We start from the raw sequence: 22,094 nt of genomic DNA, 5'->3' as shown, positions 1-22,094 counted from the left end.
AACGTGCAGGTAGCCGGCGGCCCTCAGGGCCGCCGGCCACCCTTTGCGACTGACCACTGAAAAAGCCTGCTACCCAAGCAGCTTCTTGCACTCCTGCGTCAGGGCGGGTACGACCTTGAAGAGGTCATCCACGAGCCCGTAATCGGCCTTCTGGAAAATCGGGGCTTCCGGATCCTTGTTGACGGCCACGATGTACTTCGAGGAGCTCATCCCGGCGAGGTGCTGGATGGCGCCCGAAATCCCGCAGGCAATGTACAGGTTCGGAGACACGACCTTGCCGGTCTGTCCCACCTGGTCCGACTGGGCTCTCCAGCCGGCATCCACGGCGGCACGCGAAGCGCCGACCGCGGCTCCGAGGACGGCCGCCAGCTCTTCCAGGATGGCGAAGTTCTCCGGCCCCTTCATGCCACGGCCGCCGGAGACGATGATGTTCGCTTCCGACACGTCGATCTTGCCCGACTCCTCTTTCTGCACTTCCAGGACTTTCGTCTTCAGATCGCCCAGACCCGGGTCGAAGGTCTCGACGGCGCCCGCCTTTGCGCTCTCGACAATCGGGAACACATTGGGACGAAGGGCCGCGATCTGCGGCGTCGCCGAAACGACGATCTCGCCGAAGCACTTGCCGGCGTACATGGGGCGCACCGCCAGGAGCTTGCCGTCGGCGATCTTGACGTCCGTGCAGTCCGAGGCCATTCCGGTGGCCAGCTTGCCGACCAGCCGGGGGGCCAGGTCCTTGCCCTGGAAGGATGCGGCCACCAGCAGGATGGACGCATCGTTGTCCTTGACGACCTTGGCGACGGCCGCCGCATGGGCATCCGTCGTATAGGGCTCAAACGCGGCGTTGTCGGCCACGTAAACCTTGTCGATTCCGTATTTTCCCAGCTCTCCGGCAATACCCGCAACACCGGAGCCGCACACCACGGCGCAGGCTTCCTCACCCAGCTGGTCCGCCAGTTTCCGGGCGGTGCTGGCCAGCTCGAAAGTCACCTTCCGGAAGGCGCCGTCACGCAGTTCTGCTACAATCCATACACCTTTTGCCATGATCGATATCCTCCGTGATTCCGTATGTTTTTATAATTAGATGACCTTCGCCTCTTCCCGCAGAAGCTTCGCCAGCTCCGCCGCCTTGCCTTCGGGCGTATCGTCGGCGCAGAGAATCTTTCCAGGAGGACGGGCAGGCGGGGGGACCATCTTCGCCACTTTCGACTTGGCATCGGCTGACACGCCGAGGGCGGCGGCGTTCTTCGCATCGACCGGCTTCTTCTTGGCCTTCATGATGCCGGGGAGCGAGGCGTAGCGGGGCTCGTTGAGACCCTTGGTCGCCGTAATCACGCAGGGCAGGGACGTCTCGATGACCAGCTGGGCACCCTCGATGGGCCGCACGGCCTTGACTTTCGTTCCGTCGATTTCCAGCTTCGTGACAAAGGTCACCTGGGGAACGCCGAGGAGCTCCGCCAGAATGGCTCCGACCTGGGCGGAGTCATCGTCGATGGCTCGCTGGCCGCAGAAAATAATGTCATAGGGCAGGCCCTTGATGGCTGCCGCCAGGGCCGCCGCCGTGGCGTAGGCATCGGCCGCATTCAGAGCGGGGTCGTCGATGTGGACGCCCTTCTCGGCACCCATGGCCAAGGCGGTGCGAATGGTCTCCATGGCCCGCGCGGGTCCGATGGACACGATCGTCACATCGCCACCGAGCTTTTCCTTCAGTTTCAGGGCTTCCTCGACACCAAACTCGTCATAGGGATTCATGACCCACTTGATGCCGCCCTCGTCGATCCCCGATCCATCGGCCTTGACTTTGATCTGGGCTTCCGTATCCGGAACCTGCTTTACACATGCGATGATATTCACGTTCTCCTCCTTCCCGAATGGGAGCCGGCCAAATCCGGACGACCCCTCCATCCAGTATGTATTGGTTTCTTCGTGCAGGAGGGCGGGGAGTCCCGCCCTCCTGTTACGGCATGCCGATTAGAGCCGGTTCTTCACGATGTCGTCGACAACGGAAGGATCGGCCAGCGTGGTGGTGTCGCCGAGGTCATCGATCTGATTGGCGGCAACCTTCTTGAGAATGCGCCGCATGATCTTTCCGCTCCGGGTCTTGGGAAGACCGTCGGCGAACTGGATCTTCTCCGGCGTGGCGATGGGACCGATCAGGGTCCGGACATGGGCGACCAGTTCCTTCTTGAGGGCATCGGACTTCTCGACACCGCTCTTTACCGTTACGTAAGCATAGATGGACTGGCCCTTCAGGTCATGGGGATAGCCGACAACGGCCGCCTCGGCAACCTTGGCGTGGGCGACGAGGGCACTTTCCACTTCCGCCGTTCCCATCCGGTGACCGGAAACGTTGATGACGTCATCGATACGACCGGTGATCTGGTAGTAGCCGTCCTTGTCGCGCCGGCAGCCGTCACCCGTCACATAGTAGCCGGGGAACTGCTCGAAGTAGGTCTCGGCGAAACGCTTGGGATCACCGTAGACACCGCGCATGATGCCGGGCCAGGGGCGCTTGATGCAGAGGGCGCCGGAGGCCTCCACGGTGGTGATCTCCTTGCCTTCGTCATCCAGGAGGACGGGCCAGACGCCCGGGAAGGGCATGGTGGCCATGCCGGGCTTGATGTCAATGGCGCCGGGGAGCGGGGTGATGAGGATGCCGCCCGTCTCGGTCTGCCACCAGGTGTCGACGATGGGGCACTCGCCGCGGCCGATGACGTTGTAGTACCAGTTCCACGCCTCGGGGTTGATGGGCTCGCCGACGGTTCCGAGGATGCGCAGGCTGGAGATGTCCGCCTTCTTGACCCACTCGTTGCCTTCTTTGGCGATGGCGCGGATGGCCGTGGGAGCGGTGTAGAAGATGTTGACCTTGTACTTCTCGACGATCTTCCAGAAGCGGCTGATGTCGGGATAGTTGGGCACGCCCTCGAACATGACCGAGGTAGCGCCGTTGCAGAGGGGACCGTACACGATGTAGGAGTGTCCCGTGACCCAGCCGATGTCGGCGGTGCACCAGTAGACGTCCTCTTCCTTGTAGTCGAAGATCATCTTGTGGGTGTAAGCGACGAAGACGAGGTAGCCGCCCGTGGTGTGCATGACGCCCTTGGGCTTGCCGGTTGAGCCGGAGGTATAGAGGATGAAGAGGGGATCCTCGGCGTCCATCCACTCGGGGGGGCAGTCCGCCGAGGCCTTCGCCATGGCATCCTCCCACCAGATGTCCCGGGCGGCGTTCATGTTGCACTTGATCTTGTCGCCGACGCGCTTCACGACGACGATCTTTTCCACCGAGGGGCATTCCGCCACGGCCGCGTCGGCGCTGTCCTTCTGGGGAACCGCCTTGGCGCCGCGGAAGGTCCCGTCGCAGGTGACCAGGATCTTCGTGGTGCTGTCCTGGAGCCGGTCGCGCAGGGAGTCGGAGCTGAAGCCGCCGAACACAACGCTGTGAATGGCGCCAATGCGGGTGCAGGCCAGAAGTGAGATGGCCAGTTCGGGGATCATGGGGAGGTACAGGCAGACCCGGTCGCCCTTCTTCACGCCCAGGGACTTCAGCACATTGGCGAACTTGCAGACTTCCTCGTGGAGCTGCTTGTAGGTGATGGCCCTGTCATCGCCGGGCTCGTTGCCTTCAAACTGGATGGCGACCTTGTTGGCCCGGGTCTTGAGCTGCTTGTCGAGGCAGTTGTAGGACACATTCAGCTTCCCGCCCTCGAAGAACTTCACGTAGATGTCGCCCTTCTTGATGTCGAAGTTGTAGTCCATGACCTTGTCGAACGGCTTGAACCACTCCACGTACTCCTTGGCGATCTCGGACCAGAATCCATCAGGGTCGTCGATGGAGCGCTTCCAGATCTTGTCGTACGCTTCCCGGCCGCTGATGTAGGCCATCTTCTTGATCTTCTCCGGTACCGGATAGACCTCTTTCAACTGAACCTTTTCTTCTGCCATGTGTTCTACGTACCTCCCTTGCTTGATATTTTTGAATTGATTGGTACCCGCCCTATCCCTTTCCGGACTCAAAAAGGGAGCGTTGCCCTGCGCTCCTGATTTGCTGGACTCAGACCGGCTGTGCCGGGTCATGATCACGGTCCGCATTTTGAGACCGCGCCGGAAGCGACGGAAGCGATCCGACCTGAACGTGAAACCCGCCTGAATTCCAAAAGGGGATGGCCTGCGGCAAGATGCGTGGGGCCTGTGAACGGCAGTCATTCGCTGACTCCCGGTCATACGCTAACGCGCGATTTGCCCTATATCAATTATCCTCTTTCTGTCAAGCGTTATTTTGCCCCGTCAATAGGCCGCCATGGCCCGTCCGTCGGGAGTTCCGCGGGGAATCGGAACCGGAGGAAGGGATTACGGCAGGCCATGGGTCGTCCCGCACTCCGGATGAAAAAAAAACCGGATCGGGAGGCACAGGCCAAAGATGTGGTGTTTTTGCAACACCTTCAAGGAGACCCTCCCATTAGGGACACACTGCGGGAAGAAAGCACATGTGAGCGGCCCCGAGGGGCATTCCGGAAGAGCGCCGGAGCCAAGATGACAATCAATTTATTTTCAGGCAGTTAAAAGCATGCACCCTGAACGGACGGCAAAAGCCCGGCTGTTCCTGGTATAACCTTTGCAAAGTCAGCATCCATCAAGATCGCCCTTCCAATGCAAATATGGACGGCCGTCTTGACAAGGGCGGCGGAGGATGATACTTTCCGCCGACTTTACCATAAGGAAGGAGGTGAAACGGGGGTCAGCAGGACAGGTCCGGGAAAGGCAAACGCCCGGGCGGTCCTTCCCGGCTGCCGTCAGGCACCGGGGAAGCAAGAGGATAGGAAGAAGGGTCCTTTCTGCCCGGAAGGACCGAACCAAATCCAGTTTTTCTCTTTCGGAGGAAACAATGAAGAAGCTTTGGATTGCTTTGCTGTCGGCCATGGTCGTCTTTGCGATCGCCATGCCGGCGTCCGCCGTGGACGTAAAGTTCAGCGGCACCTATCACGTCTGGGGACTGTTGGACAATAACCACTCCCTGATCGATGATGGGTCTTACATCAACGCAGGTGCCGGCATCTACACCCCCGGCCAGACGGGCTCCCAGGCGTTCTATCAGCAGCGCCTGAGAATCCAGACCGAATTTACAGTCGTGGAAGGCCTCAAGCTGGTAACCCGGTTTGACGCCCTGGAGAAGAAGTGGGGCGACAAGCGCTGGACCGGCGCGGTTGATACGACCAGCCGTTCGTCTCAGGGCGCGGCCAACGCGGCCGTTCAGGAAAACATCGAGTTCGAGCGTGCCTATGTCGACTTCAACACCGGCATCGGCAAGTTCCTCGTCGGTTACCAGCAGTTCATCACCTTTGGAACGCTCTTCGGCGACTCCATGGGAACCCGCGCTGGTATCAAGTATCTTGCTCCGATCGGCCCGGTGACGCTCATCGCGGCGATTGAAAAGGGCGAGGAGAGCTCCTGGGGCCGTCCCACCACCGTGGCCGGCGACAGCCTCTATAAGGATGCCGATGCGGACATCTACGACCTCGGCGTGGTTTACAAGGGCCAGGCCGTCGAGGCCGGCGTGATCTTCCAGTACGGCCGGAACGCCACCGCCCGTGACTTCGGTGTGACCGTTGCCACGGACTACGGCACGCTGACCCAGCTGCTGGTCATCGACCCCTACTTCAAGGCCACCTTCGGTAGCTTCTACCTCGAGGGCGAGGCAGCCGTCGTGACCGGAAAGATGAAGTGGGATAACCCCTACCTGGTTTACACGGCCGCGAACTCGCTCGTGACGGACGTCACCATGGAAGGCATCGGCCTCTACCTGGGCGCCCGCTATGACCTGCAGCCGGTCTATTTCGGTCTCGCGTTCGCCTGGATCCGCGGTGACGATCCTGCGACGCCGGACAAGAAGGAAGGCGGTTTCATGGCCGGTCTGCTCGCCGGTCAGGCCTACAACCCGGCCCTCATGATGTTCAACGATGACTTCCACACCTGGGTCGGCAGCAACGGCAGCGGTACCTACCGCGGCGCTGTCCCCGCGGCGAACGGAGTCAACACGTTCATGGACAACGTGTGGTTCTACCACCTTTACGTCGGTGTGAAGCCCGTTCCCAAAGCGGACGTGAAGCTGGCCTTCACTTACGCCTACGCGGACAAGAAGCCCTGGGCCAACGCCCCGGCGCTTGGCTACACGACGGTTGCCGGCGTTCTCAACACGGGCAACTCCCTTACGGAGTACAACTCCAACAAGTACGGGTACGAGCTTGACCTGACGGCTTCGTACAAGATCTACGACAACCTGGAGTACATGGTCGGCGCCGGTTACTTCTGGGTCGGCGATTACTTCAAGGGCTGCTACAACAGCACCCAGGCCGGCTGCCGGAGCATCGAGCCGGCACTGTCCAACGACTACCTCTTGATGCACAAGCTGACGCTGAGCTTCTAAGTCCAGCCGTCATCGACCCCCGTTTGCCGACGGCCCCGGAGGGGAAACCCTCCGGGGTTTTTTATTGACAAAAACCGGCGCCTGTCGCATACAAGGGCCGTGTCCGCCAGGACCCAACGCAGCGATAATCCCTTGGATTTTTTGAGGAGCAGGAACCGTCATGCCTATCTACACGTTTGAATGCAGCAAGTGTGAGACCGTCTACGACCACTTCCTGAAGATCGGAGAGCCTTACGACGATCTGGCCTGCCCCGAGTGCGGGGCCGTCAAACCCAAAAAGCGGGTAACGGCGTTCCAGACAAATTCCTGGTCGTCCTTCCTCGACGGCATGGAGCGCAGGGTCAGCCCCGAGAAGTTCAAGTAGGTGCACCCATCCGGAAAATTCACGGCAACCTCACCGGCCTGAAACCGGAACAGATCCGGCGGATCGAGCAGCTCTACCGCCGCCGGATCCCTCCGGACCGCGTCGTCACGCAGGACATCGCCCGCCAAATCACGGAGCCGTCCCGCGAACTGAACCGCCAGATCGGGATCCTCGTGAACCGCCGGGGGGACGTGGAGGAAGTGATCGTCGGTTCCCACCGGGACATCCTGATCCCCAGCCTGGACCGCTTCCGCTTCGCCGCCAGCCGCCTGAGGGGGCTGCGCCTCATCCACACCCACCTGAACGGCGAAAGCCTCACGGAAGACGACCTGACGGACCTGGCTCTCCTCCGCCTGGACCTGGTCTGCGCGGTTATCGCGCAACAGGACGGCCTCCCCGGAATCGTCCACACAGCCCACCTGGTCCCGGAAAACCCCGAAGGCACCTACTGGTCGTTCCTGAAACCCGTCCGTCCTCCCGACCTCAGCCTGAATTTCGTCTCTTTCATCTCCGATCTGGAGAACGCCATTGCCAGGCGACAGACCTCCCGGCGGGTCGATGCCGCCGACCGGGCCATCCTGGTGCGGGTGGAAACGAATCCCCTGACGGATACGGAGACGGCCCTGACGGAGCTTCGCGAGCTGTGCCGGACCTCCGGGGTGGAGGTATTCGACGCCGTCGTTCAGCAGCGTCCCCAACCGGATCCCCGCTATCTCCTGGGAAAGGGGAAACTGGCGGACGTCGTGATCCGGGCGCTCCAGATGGGCGCCAACTGCCTTCTCTTCGATCATGAGCTGTCTCCCGCCCAAGCGCGCTCCATCGCCGACTTTACGGAGCTGAAGGTCGTCGACCGGACCCAGGTCATCCTGGATATTTTCGCCCAGCGGGCCCACAGCCGGGAGGGCAAGATCCAGGTGGAGCTGGCCCAGCTCAAATACCGGCTTCCCCGTCTGGCCCAGCGAAACACAGCGTTTTCCCGTCTGGCCGGAGGAATCGGCGGCAGGGGTCCCGGGGAGCAGAAGCTCGAGATCGACCGACGCCGCGTCCGCGACCGCATCCACCGCCTCGAACGGGAACTCGTGGAAATCGAGAAAGCCAGGAACCAGCGCCGCATGAAACGGCGCCGGGAGGGGCTGCCGGTCATCTCGATCGTGGGATACACGAATGCGGGGAAATCCACCCTTCTGAACGCCCTCACCCACAGCCGGGTTCTCGCCGAAGACCGCCTCTTCGCAACCCTGGACCCGAAGAGCTCCCGTCTCCGATTTCCGCGGGACACGGAGGCCATCATCACCGACACCGTCGGCTTCATCCGGAACCTGCCCCGGGAATTGATGGCGGCCTTCCGTGCCACCCTGGATGAACTCCAGGAAGCGGACCTGCTCCTGCATGTCATCGACGTCAGCAACCCGAGCTTCGAAGAGCAGATCGAAGCGGTGGAAAACATCCTCCGGGAACTCGATATCGCTGGGAAGCCGCTTCTGAAGGTCCTGAACAAGGCGGACCGGTTCGACGACCCGGACCAGCTTGCAACGCTGTCCCGAAGGTACGAGGCACCGGCCGTCTCGGCCCTTCATCCGGAAACCCTGCCCGCTCTCCTGGTCCGTCTTGAATCCGTCATCGGCAACCGTCGTTAAATCCGGAGGCGCTTCCTTTTTTCCGCCTGCTCCTTGGGGTGAAAGCGTCATATTCTCCCATTGAGAACGGGAAGTTCGCCTCTGATTATTCTGTGATATCGTATAAAAATACGGACTGCTTCCCCTGTTTTCCCGGAAGGGTCTTTCCTTTCCGCGGGAAACTCGCTATAAGAAAAGTCAAAATTCAACCGGCAAGGTCATTGCAATGCTCCCCTCCAGACGGTTTCTGTTTTTTCTGGTATTTTTATGCGCTGTGGCCCTCATACCGCCAATTCCGGCGGCCGGTGCAGCCCGCGACACCCAAAAGACCGGAAAAATCCGACTGGCGGTCCTCTATTTCGACAATGAATGCATCACCGACCGGGAAAAGCTGGACGCCTTCCAGAAAGGAATCGCCGACACGCTCATCGGCGACCTGGGCCGCCTGAGCAGGCTGCAGGTCGTGGAAAGGGAGCGCCTCGACGCCCTCCTGTCGGAGCTGAAACTCCAGCAGTCGGGCCTGACGGACCCGGCCTCGGCGGTCAGGCTCGGCAGAATCCTCGGCGTCCAGGCCCTCCTGATGGGAAGTTACACGGCCATCGGCGGGACGATCCGCATCGATGCCCGGATCGTGGAGGTGGAGACGGGTCTCGTCCTCATGGCAAAGGAAGTGACCGGACAGACGGACGATTTCTTCCAACTCGAGGAAGCCCTGGTGGAAAAGATCGCCACGGGGCTGGATGCCCCCCTGACAACGGAGGAGCGGACACTCCTGGCCCGAACGGGAAAGCGCTCCTTCACGGCTTTCCTGGAATATTCCCGGGGCCTCGATGCGATGGACCGGGCCCGCTTCCACGAAGCGGACGAGGCCTTCGAGGAGGCCCTCCGGATCGATCCGGGCTTCGAGAAGGCAGCGCAGAAACGGAAGGAACTGAAGCGTCGGAAAGAGAGAATGCGGCCTTGAACGGACCCGGCATGTCCCTTTTCCGCTCCTTTGTACTGGCAGCCATCCTTCTTGCCCTGGTATCCACGGGGCAAGCCGCGACGGAGGCCTCCGCGACGACGGAAGGCGGCTGGCTGGTTGCCGTCTTTCCCCTGGAGGACCTGGCGGCATCGGCGAATACGAGGGGACTGGGAGAAGAGATCGCCACCGCCCTGACAAACGGATTCGCCCGATCCGGAAAGGTCCGGGTCGTCGAGCGAGCGCGGTTGAAGAGGATCCTGGAGGAACTGCATGCGGGTGCTTCGGGTCCGGCGGACGAACATGCCGCCGTCCGGGCAGGCAGGCTCCTGGGGGCGAACACCCTCGTTCTGGGGTCTTTTCTCAAATTCAGGGATTCCATCAAGATCAACGTCCGGGTTGTGAAGACGGAAACGGGAGAAATCCTGTCCACCGGGAAAGTCGCCGGGAAATTCTCCCGGCTGCCCGATCTGGAGGAAAAGCTCTCGACGGAACTTCTGCCCCGGCTGCATTCCCAGATTCCATAGGAGGTGATCATGAACAAATCCGCATTCTCAAGCCGGTATGTGCTCCTGTTACTCCTGGCGGCGGTTTTCGCTCTCGCCGGCTGCGGCTCCGCAGTGCTCCAGGTGAAGGCCAACGCCGCACTCCAGGGAAAACGCTACGACGAGGCGCTGGCGGCCTACCAGGAAATCCTCAAGGCCGACCCGAACAATGGAGAGGCCCTCAAAGGGATCGGCGAGACATACCTGAGAATGAAGAAAGGCCCTGAGGCCGTCGCCGCCCTGGAAAAGGCATACAAACAGGATCCCAATCGGCGGACCACCATCAACCTTGGTCTGGCCTATGCCGAGACGGGCAATTACGGGAAGGCCATCGACACCTGGGACATCCTCCTGGCCCGGGAGTCCGACGGCAACATCGCCAATCTGGTGAAAAAGCAGCGAATCCTTGTGCTCTACAAAGACGCCGCCATGCAGGCCAGGAACGCCCTCGCCCAGGAGAGGACTCTGCTCGTGGGCGGCATGATTGCCGAAAGGGAGGATGCACCGGCCGTATCTGCGCCTGCCGCCCCGGCCCCGCAGGAAGCGGTTCAGGGAGCGCCGCCCGCCAAGTCCTCCAAGAAAACCAGGCGCAGCCGGACCAGCCGGAAGTCCAGGACCGCCAGGAAGGGAAAAATCGAGGCGGAAACGAAAGCGGCCGCCCCCTTGCCAAAAGCACGAACCGCAGCACCGTCCCGGTCCAGAGTAACCGCCGTACCGAAGGAAAAGCTGGATAAGGCTTTCCCGGTGAACGACAATACCCTCGCCGTGTCCCCCTTCGGGGAAAAGGGAAACACGGAAAAGACGAAATATCTCCGGAAGGCCCTGGCGGCGATGATCATCACCGATCTGAGCAAGGCGAAAGGGATTCAGGTGGTGGAGCGGATCCGGATGCAGAAACTGCTGGACGAGATGAAACTCGGCCAGTCGGGCATTGTGGATCCGGCCACGTCACCCCGGATCGGACGGCTGCTGGGGGCCGGCAAGATCGTCTCGGGAAGCATGCTCGGGGCCGGTGCCGACGACCTTCACGTCCTCCGGATCCTGACGAGCGTAGCATCCGGCAAAGACCTGGGGGACCAGGATGCCCGCGGCAAAACGGATGAGTTTTTCAAGATGCAGAAGGCCATCGTCTTCGGCATTCTCAAGGACCTGGGCATCAAGCTCACATTGGCGGAAGAGGAACTGATCAATCGCTACGCAACCCGTTCCTACAATGGCCTGCTCCTTTACGGGGAAGGACTCGACTGGCAGGACCTGGGGGAATGGGACAAGGCTCTCGACGCGTTCACGCGCTGCGTCAACATCGATCCAACCGGCCCCTGCGGACCGGCCCTCGCGGGCTCGCCGTCGTCCGGCGAAGCGGCGACCGGCGTGGAAGGGGTCGTCGCCTCCGTTGCCGTTGCGGCGGAGGCCGACGTGGCAGCGGCTCAGGCAGCCGGTGCCGGTGGTGGTGGCGGCGGCCACTGAAGACCGTAAAATCCCTGCTTGAACCCGACAAGAAAGGGGGGCAGATTAAAATCTGCCCCCCTTTCTTGTTTGCCTGGGGGCGGATTTCAAATCCGCCCCTTCTGTTTGAATTCCCTACATGACCCCCTTGTACCATCCCCCGTCGATCTGGATGGCCGCACCGGTGATGTAGCCGGCGGACTCGGAGGCCAGGAAGGCCACCAGGGCCGCGAACTCCTCCGGCGTCCCCAGCCGCTTCATGGGGATGTCCGCCTCCCACTTGGCGATGACCGCCTCGGGTGTCGTGCCGGTTTTTTCGGCGACGGTCCGGGAAAGGCTCCGGACGCGCTCCGTCAGCGTATAGCCGGGACAGACGCTGTTCACCGTGACGTTGAACGGCGCCAGCTCGTTGGAGAGGGACTTGGCCAGGCCGATGACGCCGGAGCGGATCGTGTTCGACAGGATCAGGCCGTCGATGGGCTGCTTCACGGAGATGGAGGTCATGTTGATGACGCGTCCCCACCGCTTCTCCTTCATGACCGGGATGGCCTCCCGGGTCATGATGATGGTGGACAGCAGGTTCAGGTGGAAGCCCCGCTCCCACATCCCGTCGTCGATCTCCAGGAAGGGCACCGACGGCGGTCCCCCGGCGTTGTTCACGAGGATGTCCAGCGTGCCGTAACGTTCGACGGTCTTGCTGACAAAAGCCTTCGCCTGTTCGGGATCGGACACGTCCGCCGCCACGGCCAGGACTTCGGCTCCCGTCTCCTTGCGGATTTCTTCCGCCGCCGCCGGCAGGGCGGGGTCGTCGAGGGCGCCGATGGCCAGGCGGGCGCCTTCCCGTCCCAGTGCCTTCGCCACCGCAAGCCCCAGGCCCATGCTTCCTCCGGCCACAGCGGCCACCCGGTTCTTCAATCCTAAATCCATGGCTGTCTCCTTTCCGCCGTCAGGCTTCTTTCCCGTAATGCTCCTCGATCCAGGACCGGTATGCGCCGGTCCGGATCCCTTCGATCCACGGCTGGTTCCCCAGGTACCAGGCCACCGTCTTTCGCAGTCCCTCCGCGAAGGACTGGCGGGGCTGCCAGCCGAGTTCCCGGGCCAGTTTTGAAAAATCGATGGCGTAGCGGCGGTCGTGGCCCGGACGGTCCGCGACATACGAGATCAGCCGCTCCCGGGATCCCCCTCCTTCCGCCGGCGCCAGTTCGTCGAGGAGGGCGCAGATCAGGCGGACGATGGCGATGTTCTCCATTTCCGCGTTACCGCCGATGTTGTACGTCTCCCCCCGCCTCCCCTCCCGCATGATCAGCCAGATGGCCTCGCAGTGGTCCTCCACGTACAGCCAGTCCCGGACGTTCCGGCCGTCGCCGTAAACCGGAAGGGCCTTGCCCTCCAGGCCGTTGAGGACCATCAGGGGGATCAGCTTCTCCGGGAACTGGTAGGGGCCGTAGTTGTTGGAGCAGTTGGAGATCGTCGCGGGAAGGCCGAAGGTCTCGGAATAAGCCCGGACCAGGTGGTCCGAGGCGGCCTTCGATGCCGAGTAGGGACTGTTGGGACGATAGGGCATGTCCTCGGTGAAGAGCCCCTTCGGGCCGAGGCTGCCGTAGACTTCATCGGTGCTTACGTGATGAAAGAGCCGGAACGAAGACCCGCGGGCCTTGGCCCGCTCCAGGAGCTGGAAGGTCCCCAGGATGTTCGTATGGATGAAACTCTCGGGACGGCGGATGGACCGGTCCACATGCGACTCGGCGGCGAAATGGCAGACAGCATCGATACCGTACCGGTCGAAGAGCTCCTCCAGGCGCGCTGCGTCGCAGACATCGCCGTGCTCGAAGACATAGCGGCCGGGGTATTGTTCCGCGACCCCCGCCAGATTGTCCGGGTTGCCCGCATAGGTGAGCTTGTCGACGTTGACGATGCGGCCGGTAAAATCCTTCCGTTCCAGGAGAAAGCGGATGAAGTTGCTTCCGATGAATCCGCATCCTCCCGTGACCAGGAGATTTTCGAAAGCCATAGACAATCCTTTCATGTTGCCGCCGGTGCCGGCGATCGGAAGATCAGCGCAGGAACCCCTGGATGATGCGGTTGACGGCCTCTTCGTAACTCAATCCCAGGCTCATGAGCTTCATGAGCTGATCGTTGGCGATCTTGCCGATGGAGGCCTCGTGGGTCAGCTCCGCCTCCGGATGAAAGGCCTTCAGGGAAGGAATCGTCTCGTTCCGGCCGTTGCCGATGAGGATGGCGTCGCATTCGATGTGGCCGAAGCACCGGGCCCTCGCCTCCAGGGTAGCGAAGAAGTCCTGCACTGAATCGTCCTTGATGACGGATCGCGAAACGAGGTTCGCCCGGCTGTCGTCCCCTTCCAAAATCAGGGAATTCCGCGAGACGGCCCGCTGGCTCCCCTCCGTCATGACCCGTTCGGTCACCAGAAGCACGCTGCCGGGTCCCAGCACGGCATCATTGACGCGGTTCGCCTCGTCGACGCCGCCGATCTGCGTGAGTTCCATCTCCGCATGGGCCCCTTCGGCCAGCACCATCCGGGTCGACGGATTCAGCGACCGCTTTCCCCGGCCGGGGCCGGTGGCATAATGCTTCTCCACGTAGCGGACCCTGGCCTTCCGTCCCACCTGGAACTCGTGGAGCCCCTCGTGGCCCTCCGGGTCGGGCCCGCCGCAATGGATCCCGCAGCCGGCGATGATCGTCACGTCGGACTTCTCGCCGATGATGAAGCGGTTGTAGACAACATCGTTCAGGCCCGCCTGGCTGAGGATCACGGGGATATGAACCGACTCGTTCACCGTTCCGGGCTTGATGGTGACGACGATGCCCCGATTGTCCTCGAGGCTCTCGATCTGGATGTTGGCCGAGACTTCCCGGGCCAGCAGCCGCCCGTTCTTCCGGATGTTGTAGGCCCCCTTCGGAAGCCCCTCCAGGTCCGCCACCGTCTTCAGCAAATCTTTATCGAAAACATCCAACATCGTCGATTCTCACGCATGCCTTGTAATTGCAGATACTCATGTCGCTCAGGAGGGGAAGCGCTCCCTTCAGGTCCCCCTCATAGGCGAAGCGGCCGCCGTTGATGATGAGGACCACGTCGGCAACCTCCAGGAAGGCCCGGTTGTGACTCACCACCAGCGTGGTCGTTCCATGCTCCGCCTGCTCGCGCTTGAGGAGGTTCACCATCGGTCCGATGGTCCACAGGTCGATCCCCGTATCGGGCTCGTCGTAAATGGCCACCTTCGGGTTCCGGGCAATCGTCGTGGCCAGTTCGATCTTTTTGATTTCCCCGCCGGAGAGCTTGGAGTCCACCGGCTTGTCCAGGAACGACAGGGAACAGATTCCCACGCGTCGCAGCAGGGCCAGGAGCTGGATTTCCTCGTCCGTACCGGAGGCGATGGACAGAAGGTCCCGGAAGGTGATCCCCTTGAATCGGGCGGGCTGCTGAAAGCTGTAAGATATCCCGGCCTTTGCACGGTCCGTGATGGAGCAGCCGGTGATGTTCTTCCCGTCGAACAGGATGGAGCCGTCCGTTACGGGATTGATGCCCATGATGAGTTTCGCCAGCGTCGTTTTTCCGCTCCCGTTGGGACCGGTGATGGCGTAGAATTTCCCTTTTTGGAATGTATAATCGATCCCGTCGATGATGCGGCGGATGCCGCCGTTCCCTCCATTTTCGTTGGGACCGTCTTCCACGGAAAAGACAACGTTTTTCAGTTCCAGCATAGCATTTTCCCCTGTTTTCTTGTTCCGGACCTGTTTGCGAATCCGGACACCGGTGAGCCTATGATGGAATTCGGCCGCTCTGTCAACGGGAAATTTCCCCTTCGAGGATTTCCCCCCCTGTACGGATCGGTACCCCCTGCAGCAGGCTGTCGCTGACGGGACAGCGGGCCTTGACAAGATCCAGGAAGGTCTCGACCTTATCCCGGGGAGAAGACGAGCGGATGGTCATATTCAAGCGGATTTCCTGATACCCCGAACGCACGCCTTCCTTTCCGCGGATGAATCCGTCCGGGTCCAGGGACCCCTCCATGGAGACGCGGAACTCCTGAAGGTCGATCCCGGAGGGACGGGCCAGATACCGCGCCGTGATGCACAGGCAGGATCCCAGGGCACACAGGAGCATCTCCACCGGGTTCATGCCCGTGTCGGTCCCTCTCATCGTCTTCGGCTCGTCCGCCGTCACGGTAAAGCCCCGCGCGGCGTTCTCAACCGCCATCCCTTCTCCCAGGACCGACTCGGCCCGAAATGGATGTATCGCCATCGTCTCTCCTTCCTTTGTCGCTGAATCAAACAGTAAAGCCGGATCAGGCGTTGGTCCTTGCCGTTCTGAGATGCCACTCGGACAGAATACTGGCGCCGCCGGTCGGGCGACCCCGGTGGAACCATAATCCCATGCCGGTGAAAACGGCCGCCGGCTACAGGTATGACCGGCCGCCGAGAAACCGCTTGCGGTAATAATCCCTTGCCAGGGACTCGCGGCGGATCGTTTTCCCCTTGCCGGGGGCGTGGATGAACACATCCTCCCCGGCATATATCCCGACATGGGACACTTTGCCGTTTCCGGAAGTGGCAAAGAAAACCAGGTCCCCCTTCTGGAGATCTTCCAGCGCCACCGCGTTGCCGTCCTCGAACTGTTCACGCGAGGACCGGGGGAGATCCAGTCCGTTGAGCTGGTAAACCGTCATGGCGAGTCCGCTGCAGTCGAACCCTGTATCGGACGAGGTCCCTCCCCACAGGTACGGAACCCCGATGAAACTCGAGGCCGTATTCACAAGCTCTTCCCGCAGGTAGGCGTCCCCCAGGGCCTGTCTCCTGGCCACCGTGTAATCCTCGGGGGCAACGACATAGAACTCCTCGATCACACCCGAACGCTTCAGCAGTTCAGCGCGGTCGCGGGCTGCCTCCCGGGTCTTAAAATTCCCGAAGCGGACCTTGTAGAGCCCTTCCCGGGCCTTGAAATACGTCGCATCGAGACCCTGGCGCCGGAGGCCTTCCGTCAGCCGGACGGCGTTCTCCACGCGGGCGAACGCCCCGGCCTGAATGGTGAATCCCATCCGGGCCAGCTCCCTGTGGACGGGCCTAGCCGGTTTGGCGGCGGGCGGTTCCCGGTACGTCATTCCCCTTCGGGTCCCGCAACCGGTCAGCACACCCGGGATAAACAGCAGAACCAGAACGATGGCAGCAAAGGATTTCCGGACAAGGATGTTCTGAAAGCGGCTGCGAGACGTCATACCGTAACCTCCGGCCGTGTATTATCAGACTTGATGCATCCTCACAACAGATGGCATAAGTAACTCCACGTTTCATCGCGGTCCTGCACGTTTCTTTTCGTTTTCCCCTTATTTTTACTTGCATTCCAGGTGCTGTTCCTATAGGCATAGCATGATTGTGGATTCCGGTCACAGCGGAGCCCCCTGCAGATGTTTTTTCTGACAAACCGCTCTTCAACAGGAGCCATCAAAACCCGTGATCGAAACGACAGTCGATCATCCCAGTGAGAAAAACCCGGTGGAAACCGGCCATCGGAGCGCGGTTTCCCTGTCGTCCTGGATTTTCCGCAACGAGTTCCTGCAACGAAAGCGTTCCACCGAAAAACTTTCCGCCAACCAGTTGATCAACATCATCAACTTGCATCATTTCAAGGGCGCCCCCCTGCAGGTTCATCTTCGGGACGACCGGTACGGAGAGGATTTCCTGGCGGACGCCTTTCCGGAATGCTGCCAGGACCGGGTCGTCACCTGCCGATGGCAGGGCGATCCCCCTTCCGGGAACGAGCATCTCCGGCTCCTCAACCTCCTCATCCCCGACGGTCAGTCCGTCATCCTGGTCCCCGTCTCGGAGGTCATATCCGCCGACGGGCATTTTACCATTCAAATCCCTGAAAAGGGCCTCGCCATCGGGAAGCGTTGCGCCCGGCGGCACCGGGCTCCGGTGGAAATCGCCGCCGAGATCACCCAGGCCGGCTTCACCGCCCGGGGGAATCTCCTTGATTTCAGCGCTCAGGCCTTCCGCATCCTGGCCCGGACGGAGTCTCCGGATTCCTTTCACTGGTTTCATCCGGACCGGCCGATCCTGACCCGTCTATCCATCAACGGCGACATCGTTTATTCCGGTTCCTGCCGGTGCATTCGGCATACGTCGGGAACCCGGTCCCGGGAAATGGTTCTGACAGCCATGGAGGAACCGCCGCCCCGCACCCGGACAAAGCCGAAACGAAGCTTCCGCCACCAAATGAAGCCCTCGGCGTACATCACATTCCAGCACCCCCTGTCGGGAGAACGGATCCAGCGGGATATTCACGATCTTTCCCTGACGGGTTTTTCCGTCTTCGAGCGTGCGGACGACGCGGTTCTCCTCCAGGGAATGGTCCTGCCCCAGGTGCAGATCCACTTTCCCGGCGGAGCCGTCATTACTCCCCGGGCAAGGATTGCCTACCGTCACGTAAAAGGATCCCGGGTGCTGTGCGGGCTGGCCTTCCTGGACATGGACATACAGGAATACAAGCGGTTGAGCCACATCCTGACCAACATGACGGATTCGCACCTCTTCGTCTCCCACGAACCGGACCTGGAGGCCCTGTGGAGCTTCCTGTTCCAGACCGGATTTCTTTACCCGAAGAAGTACCGGATGATCCAGGAATATCGTGAGCAGTTCAAGGAGACATACAGGAAGCTCTACTGCGATCATCCGGAAATCGCCGAGCATTTCCTCTACCAGGAGGACGGCGTCATCTACGGTCACCTTTCGATGGTCAAGGCCTATGAACGGTCATGGATGGTCCATCACCTGGCGGCGAGGCGCAAGGGGTCTCTCCGGGTGGCCTTGGCCATGCTCAAACTGATCGTCAATTACTTCGAGGGCATCCATCGGCTCCCCTCTGTAAGGATGGACCATCTCACTTTCTACTTCCGGCCGGAGAACCGTTTCCCGAATATGGTGGGGGACTTTGCCAAGGCCATGAAAGAACCCCGGGCCTGCTCCCAGGATATCTTCGCCTTCATCGAATTTCCCACGCACGACGAAAGCCTGGGCGGCCTTCCCCCGGGATGGACGCTGGAAGCGCTGTCTCCCGCCCTGCGGAGGAGCCTGGAGAGCTTCTACCGTCACTCCTCCGGAGGACTGCTGATGGATGTGCTGAACGCCTCGCCCGGAGAGAAGGACCCCTCGGTCGAGGAGATCTACCGGAGAAACGGGATGATGCGACGCATCTCGACGCACGCGCTCCTCTACGACGGGCAGATGAAGGCCGCCCTCTGGAGGAACGAATCGGACCTGGGATTGAACCTGTCGGAGTTGCTCAACGGTTTCAAGGTTTTCATGCTGGATCCGGCCGGCACACCCTGGAACGTTCTCCGGGCCGCCGTCGGACAGCTGACCGAGGTATACGACATCCCCAAGGTGCCGGTCCTGATCTACCCGGCATCCTATCCGGCGGAGCAGGGAATCAAGCAGGACAAGCAATATGCCTTGTGGATCATGGACGTCCAGTACGGACGCGCCTTCATCGACTACATGGAACGCAAGATTCAACGAAGCAAGCCGCTTCTGGCGCTGCTTCAGTGGGCCCAGAAAATGATACAGAGATGAAAACGGATGCGCTTTACAATAGCAGAATCACCAAGAATTATGTGGAGTACCTCAAAAAGCACCATCCTGCGGTGGACGTCCACGCCCTCCTTGAATATGCGGGAATGACCCCTTATCAGATCGAGGACGGCGGGCACTGGTTCACCCAGAATCAGGTGGATCGCTTCCACGAGGCCATCACCATGGCGATCCCGGATCCCGACATATCCCGGGAGGCCGGCCGTTTTTCCGCTCTCTCCGCCGCGGCCGGGGACGTTCAGCAGTATGCATTGAGTTTCGTGAATCCATCCATCGCCTACCGGATGCTCAGCAGGATCTTCACCCGGGCCTCCCGGGCCTGTCTTGTCTCCACGAAAAACCTGGGAAAGCAGCAGATCGAGATCACGGTCAGACTCAAGCCGGGGGTCATCGAAAAGCCTTACCAGTGCGACAACCGGCTCGGCACCCTGGAGGCCATCGGCCGGCTGTTCACCGACAAATTCGCCCAGATCGACCATGATACCTGCGTCCACAAGGGAGGGGATGCCTGCCGTTACGTCGTCTCCTGGGAGGTTTCCCCCAGCCATCTGTGGAAACAGCTGCGGAATGCATCTCTTCTCGTCGGGGCGGCACTGGCGGCGGTTCTTTTCTTCTTCATGGAAGAAACCGAATGGGTTGTATTCACCCTCTCGGCCATCACCATCGTATCCCTGCTGTCCCTGGGCCTGGAGCGGGTGGAAAAAACGGAAGTCGAAACGGCTCTCAAGAAAAAGGGAGAGCGAACCGGGGAACTTCTGGACCGGATCAACACGAGCTACAACAATACACTCCTGGTAAACGAAATCGGGCAGGCGACCGCCAGCATCCTCAACACGAAGGATCTTCTCCGTTCCGTCATGAACTCCATGGAAAGGCTCCTGGACTTCGACCGAGGTCTTGTGCTTCTGGCAAATCCGGAAAGGACGAGGCTCCTGTACGCCGACGGATATGGCTACAACACCGATGAGTCGTGGTTCCTGAGAAATACGGCCTTCCATCTGGACAAGCCCGGCTCGAAAGGCCCCTTCATTGTTTCCTTCAAGGAACAGAAGCCGTTCCTCGTCGACAACGTCGAGCAGATCCGCCCCGAACTCTCCGCCAAGAGCTATGAATACGCTCGCTTCATGGGCGTCAAGGCCTTCGCCTGCGTGCCCATCCTGTATGAAGGCCGTGCGGAGGGGATCCTGGCGGTGGATAACTTTCGTTCCCAGCGCACCATGAGCCAGAGCGACCTGAATCTGCTCCAGGGGATCGCCCCGCAGATCGGCATCAGCATCAACCGGGTTCGGGATATTGAAAAAATCCGGGAAAGCGAGGAACGCTTCCGGACCCTCGGTGAAAACGCCCCCGACATCATCTACACCCTGGACTCGGAAGGGACCTATACCTACGTGAATCCGGCCTGGGAAACCCTGCTTGGACACAAAATCGGGGAAGTGGTGGGGAAATCCTTCTCCGATTTTGTGAGCACGGAGGAAGTTTCTTCTTATTCCAGGATTTTCAGGAGAATCCGGGAAAAAGGGGAAACGGTGAAGAGCGAAATGGCGCGCATCATCGGCCGGGACGGGTCGGAACGGCTTTTCAGCATCAGCGCCTGTCCCAACGCGGACTCCTCGGGGCAGCTGACGGGAATCGTGGGGACGATGAAAGACATGACGGCCCTCGAGAAGAGCCATGCAACGCTGCAGGCGGCCCTGCAAAGCACGATCAAGGCCATCTCGGACATTGTCGAATCCAGGGATCCCTACACGGCCGGCCATCAGCGCCACGTTCGGGAACTGTCGGCGGCGATAGCGGAAGAAATGGGTCTCTCGGACGAACGGATCCAGGGGCTCCAGATGGCGGCCCTGATCCACGATATCGGCAAGATGCAGATTCCCGCGGAGATCCTGAGCAAACCGGGCCGGCTCAGCGCCATCGAGATGAGCCTTATCCAGACCCATCCGGACGTCGGCTTCCGGGTTCTCCGGAACATCGAGTTCCATCACCCGGTGGCTCAAATCGTCCACCAGCATCACGAACGGTTTGACGGCTCCGGCTATCCGGGAATGCTCTCCGGGAATGAAATTCTCCTGGAGGCAAGAATCCTGGCGGTGGCCGACGTGGTGGAGGCAATGATGAACCACCGCCCCTACCGACCGGCTCTGGGCATCGAAAAGGCTCTCGACGAAATCGTCGCGAACCGCGGGACGTATTACGACCCGGAAGTCGCGGACGCCTGCCTGCGTCTCTTCCGGGAGAAGTCTTTTGTCCTCAAGTAAAAAATCATGCACCCGCGGAGGGTTTCCGCCCTTTGCAGAGAATCAGGGGCGTGTATGTGAACCGCCGGGGATCGTTGAAGAACGCCTTGAAATCCGTAAAGAATCCCTCGAATCCGCCGGGATAGGCGTCAAAGGCACCCTGGACCTGCACGGCGGCAACCTCCAGTTTTTTCGTCCAGTTGAAGAGGTCCGAGGGCCGGACGTCCCCGTAAATCAGGTGATGGGCCTTCATGCGGACCGCAACGTCCCGGTACCCAAGGTCGTAAAGATAGGAATAGAGTTTGCGGCCGGCATAGGGATCGAAATTCAGGTCCTTCTGGAACAGTTGCATTCCCTCCTGCAGGGCGGCTTCCATGGGCCCCGGCAGAGGGTAGTGGCTCAGGCAGTTGTAGTCCAGATCCATGAGACAGAGGAGCCCGTCGGGTTTCAGGCAGGCGGTGAGGTTCCGCACGATATCGAGGCTTTCCCGCAGATTGTATTCCAGGACAAAACGGACCCAGATCAGGTCGAAGGACTCCATCGGGGGCAGGGGATTCCTTAAATCGTGCAGAAGGAACCCGATCCCGGGCTGGCGACCGTATTTCTCCCGCGCGTCCTGAATCCTCGGGCCCATGTAATCGACGCCCATCACTTCTCCTCCGGGCCGGGCCATCTCCAGAAGAAGAAAACTCGTGAGGCCCGGTCCGCACCCGGCATCCATGATGCGCATACCCGGTTTCACGCCGCACCAGCGGGCTTCCTCGCGAACGGCATCCGGGTCCGTTTTGACCTCCAGGCGGACCGTTTCCTCCTCATTGTCCATCAGATAGAATCCCTGTCTCTCCATTTCTGCCTGTCTTTCCGCGGTCCCGGAACGCGGGGGCCGCTCAGTCGGTTTC

At 60.9% G+C, this 22,094-nt stretch carries 18 protein-coding genes; 8 read left to right on the top strand and 10 right to left on the bottom strand.

The features are described 5' to 3' along the window. Window positions 1–69: 69 nt before the first annotated feature. The 3 genes from HPY65_04910 to acs form a co-directional block, all read right to left on the bottom strand. Window positions 70–1,041, bottom strand: a complete 972-nt coding sequence (locus tag HPY65_04910) for an electron transfer flavoprotein subunit alpha/FixB family protein (GenBank protein ID NPU83809.1) — start codon at window positions 1,039–1,041, stop codon at window positions 70–72. A 36-nt stretch (window positions 1,042–1,077) separates the two neighbouring features. Further along, window positions 1,078–1,851 carry an electron transfer flavoprotein subunit beta/FixA family protein gene (locus HPY65_04905; protein NPU83808.1) on the bottom strand — a complete coding sequence of 258 codons (774 nt, stop codon included), beginning with the start codon at window positions 1,849–1,851 and terminating at the stop codon, window positions 1,078–1,080. 117 nt (window positions 1,852–1,968) lie between these two features. After that, window positions 1,969–3,939 (bottom strand): acetate--CoA ligase, encoded by a 1,971-nt coding sequence (acs, locus tag HPY65_04900; GenBank protein ID NPU83807.1) that lies wholly within the window; start codon window positions 3,937–3,939, stop codon window positions 1,969–1,971. A gap of 940 nt (window positions 3,940–4,879) precedes the next feature. On the opposite strand from acs, the gene HPY65_04895 reads away from it, so the two are divergent. The 6 genes from HPY65_04895 to HPY65_04870 all read left to right on the top strand — a co-directional run bounded on the left by HPY65_04895 (window position 4,880) and on the right by HPY65_04870 (window position 11,371). Beyond that, on the top strand, window positions 4,880–6,418 hold the full coding sequence (locus HPY65_04895; protein ID NPU83806.1) for a hypothetical protein: 1,539 nt from the start codon (window positions 4,880–4,882) through the stop codon (window positions 6,416–6,418). Between the two features lie 160 nt (window positions 6,419–6,578). Then, window positions 6,579–6,782 (top strand): zinc ribbon domain-containing protein, encoded by a 204-nt coding sequence (locus HPY65_04890; protein NPU83805.1) that lies wholly within the window; start codon window positions 6,579–6,581, stop codon window positions 6,780–6,782. A gap of 8 nt (window positions 6,783–6,790) precedes the next feature. Continuing rightward, window positions 6,791–8,419 carry a GTPase HflX gene (hflX, locus tag HPY65_04885; GenBank protein ID NPU83804.1) on the top strand — a complete coding sequence of 543 codons (1,629 nt, stop codon included), beginning with the start codon at window positions 6,791–6,793 and terminating at the stop codon, window positions 8,417–8,419. A gap of 253 nt (window positions 8,420–8,672) precedes the next feature. Continuing rightward, window positions 8,673–9,362, top strand: coding sequence for a hypothetical protein (locus tag HPY65_04880; protein NPU83803.1), 690 nt, complete (start codon window positions 8,673–8,675; stop codon window positions 9,360–9,362). Continuing rightward, complete coding sequence (locus tag HPY65_04875; protein NPU83802.1) at window positions 9,359–9,886, top strand: hypothetical protein; 528 nt, start codon at window positions 9,359–9,361, stop codon at window positions 9,884–9,886. Before HPY65_04880 ends, HPY65_04875 begins: the two co-directional genes overlap by 4 nt. A 9-nt stretch (window positions 9,887–9,895) precedes the next feature. Beyond that, a complete protein-coding gene (locus HPY65_04870) occupies window positions 9,896–11,371 on the top strand; it encodes a tetratricopeptide repeat protein (GenBank protein ID NPU83801.1) in 1,476 nt (491 codons plus the stop codon). 114 nt (window positions 11,372–11,485) lie between these two features. Here HPY65_04870 and HPY65_04865 read toward each other — a convergent pair whose 3' ends face one another. The 6 genes from HPY65_04865 to HPY65_04840 all read right to left on the bottom strand — a co-directional run bounded on the left by HPY65_04865 (window position 11,486) and on the right by HPY65_04840 (window position 16,404). After that, window positions 11,486–12,277: an SDR family oxidoreductase gene (locus tag HPY65_04865; GenBank protein NPU83800.1), complete on the bottom strand. Its 792-nt coding sequence runs from the start codon at window positions 12,275–12,277 to the stop codon at window positions 11,486–11,488. A 19-nt stretch (window positions 12,278–12,296) separates the two neighbouring features. After that, a complete protein-coding gene (rfbB, locus tag HPY65_04860; protein ID NPU83799.1) occupies window positions 12,297–13,361 on the bottom strand; it encodes a dTDP-glucose 4,6-dehydratase in 1,065 nt (354 codons plus the stop codon). Window positions 13,362–13,404: 43 nt separating this feature from the next. After that, window positions 13,405–14,325, bottom strand: coding sequence for a SufD family Fe-S cluster assembly protein (locus HPY65_04855; protein ID NPU83798.1), 921 nt, complete (start codon window positions 14,323–14,325; stop codon window positions 13,405–13,407). Then, window positions 14,306–15,070 carry an ATP-binding cassette domain-containing protein gene (locus tag HPY65_04850; GenBank protein ID NPU83797.1) on the bottom strand — a complete coding sequence of 255 codons (765 nt, stop codon included), beginning with the start codon at window positions 15,068–15,070 and terminating at the stop codon, window positions 14,306–14,308. The genes HPY65_04855 and HPY65_04850 overlap by 20 nt, the downstream gene beginning before the upstream one ends. A gap of 82 nt (window positions 15,071–15,152) precedes the next feature. Beyond that, window positions 15,153–15,611 (bottom strand): OsmC family protein, encoded by a 459-nt coding sequence (locus HPY65_04845; GenBank protein NPU83796.1) that lies wholly within the window; start codon window positions 15,609–15,611, stop codon window positions 15,153–15,155. Window positions 15,612–15,765: 154 nt separating this feature from the next. Further along, on the bottom strand, window positions 15,766–16,404 hold the full coding sequence (locus tag HPY65_04840) for a hydrolase (protein NPU83795.1): 639 nt from the start codon (window positions 16,402–16,404) through the stop codon (window positions 15,766–15,768). A 412-nt stretch (window positions 16,405–16,816) separates the two neighbouring features. On the opposite strand from HPY65_04840, the gene HPY65_04835 reads away from it, so the two are divergent. Beyond that, window positions 16,817–18,937, top strand: a complete 2,121-nt coding sequence (locus HPY65_04835; protein NPU83794.1) for a PilZ domain-containing protein — start codon at window positions 16,817–16,819, stop codon at window positions 18,935–18,937. Further along, window positions 18,934–21,216, top strand: coding sequence for a PAS domain S-box protein (locus HPY65_04830; protein NPU83793.1), 2,283 nt, complete (start codon window positions 18,934–18,936; stop codon window positions 21,214–21,216). Before HPY65_04835 ends, HPY65_04830 begins: the two co-directional genes overlap by 4 nt. A 4-nt stretch (window positions 21,217–21,220) precedes the next feature. On the opposite strand, the gene HPY65_04825 is transcribed toward HPY65_04830, so the two are convergent. Further along, window positions 21,221–22,042 carry a methyltransferase domain-containing protein gene (locus tag HPY65_04825; protein NPU83792.1) on the bottom strand — a complete coding sequence of 274 codons (822 nt, stop codon included), beginning with the start codon at window positions 22,040–22,042 and terminating at the stop codon, window positions 21,221–21,223. Between the last annotated feature and the right edge of the window lie 52 nt (window positions 22,043–22,094).

Source organism: Syntrophaceae bacterium (assembly GCA_013177825.1).
Classification (GTDB): domain Bacteria; phylum Desulfobacterota; class Syntrophia; order Syntrophales; family PHBD01; genus PHBD01.
This window is presented reverse-complemented; position numbering and strand designations above follow the sequence as displayed.

Bases quoted from the DNA above. Each gene is read 5' to 3' on its own strand.
- HPY65_04910 (NPU83809.1), bottom strand. From the start codon at position 1,041: ATGGCAAAAGGTGTATGGATTGTAGCAGAACTGCGTGACGGCGCCTTC.
- acs (NPU83807.1), bottom strand. From the start codon at position 3,939: ATGGCAGAAGAAAAGGTTCAGTTGAAAGAGGTCTATCCGGTACCGGAG.
- HPY65_04895 (NPU83806.1), top strand. From the start codon at position 4,880: ATGAAGAAGCTTTGGATTGCTTTGCTGTCGGCCATGGTCGTCTTTGCG.
- HPY65_04890 (NPU83805.1), top strand. From the start codon at position 6,579: ATGCCTATCTACACGTTTGAATGCAGCAAGTGTGAGACCGTCTACGAC.
- HPY65_04870 (NPU83801.1), top strand. From the start codon at position 9,896: ATGAACAAATCCGCATTCTCAAGCCGGTATGTGCTCCTGTTACTCCTG.
- HPY65_04865 (NPU83800.1), bottom strand. From the start codon at position 12,277: ATGGATTTAGGATTGAAGAACCGGGTGGCCGCTGTGGCCGGAGGAAGC.
- rfbB (NPU83799.1), bottom strand. From the start codon at position 13,361: ATGGCTTTCGAAAATCTCCTGGTCACGGGAGGATGCGGATTCATCGGA.
- HPY65_04855 (NPU83798.1), bottom strand. From the start codon at position 14,325: ATGTTGGATGTTTTCGATAAAGATTTGCTGAAGACGGTGGCGGACCTG.
- HPY65_04850 (NPU83797.1), bottom strand. From the start codon at position 15,070: ATGCTGGAACTGAAAAACGTTGTCTTTTCCGTGGAAGACGGTCCCAAC.
- HPY65_04845 (NPU83796.1), bottom strand. From the start codon at position 15,611: ATGGCGATACATCCATTTCGGGCCGAGTCGGTCCTGGGAGAAGGGATG.
- HPY65_04840 (NPU83795.1), bottom strand. From the start codon at position 16,404: ATGGGATTCACCATTCAGGCCGGGGCGTTCGCCCGCGTGGAGAACGCC.
- HPY65_04830 (NPU83793.1), top strand. From the start codon at position 18,934: ATGAAAACGGATGCGCTTTACAATAGCAGAATCACCAAGAATTATGTG.
- HPY65_04825 (NPU83792.1), bottom strand. From the start codon at position 22,042: ATGGAGAGACAGGGATTCTATCTGATGGACAATGAGGAGGAAACGGTC.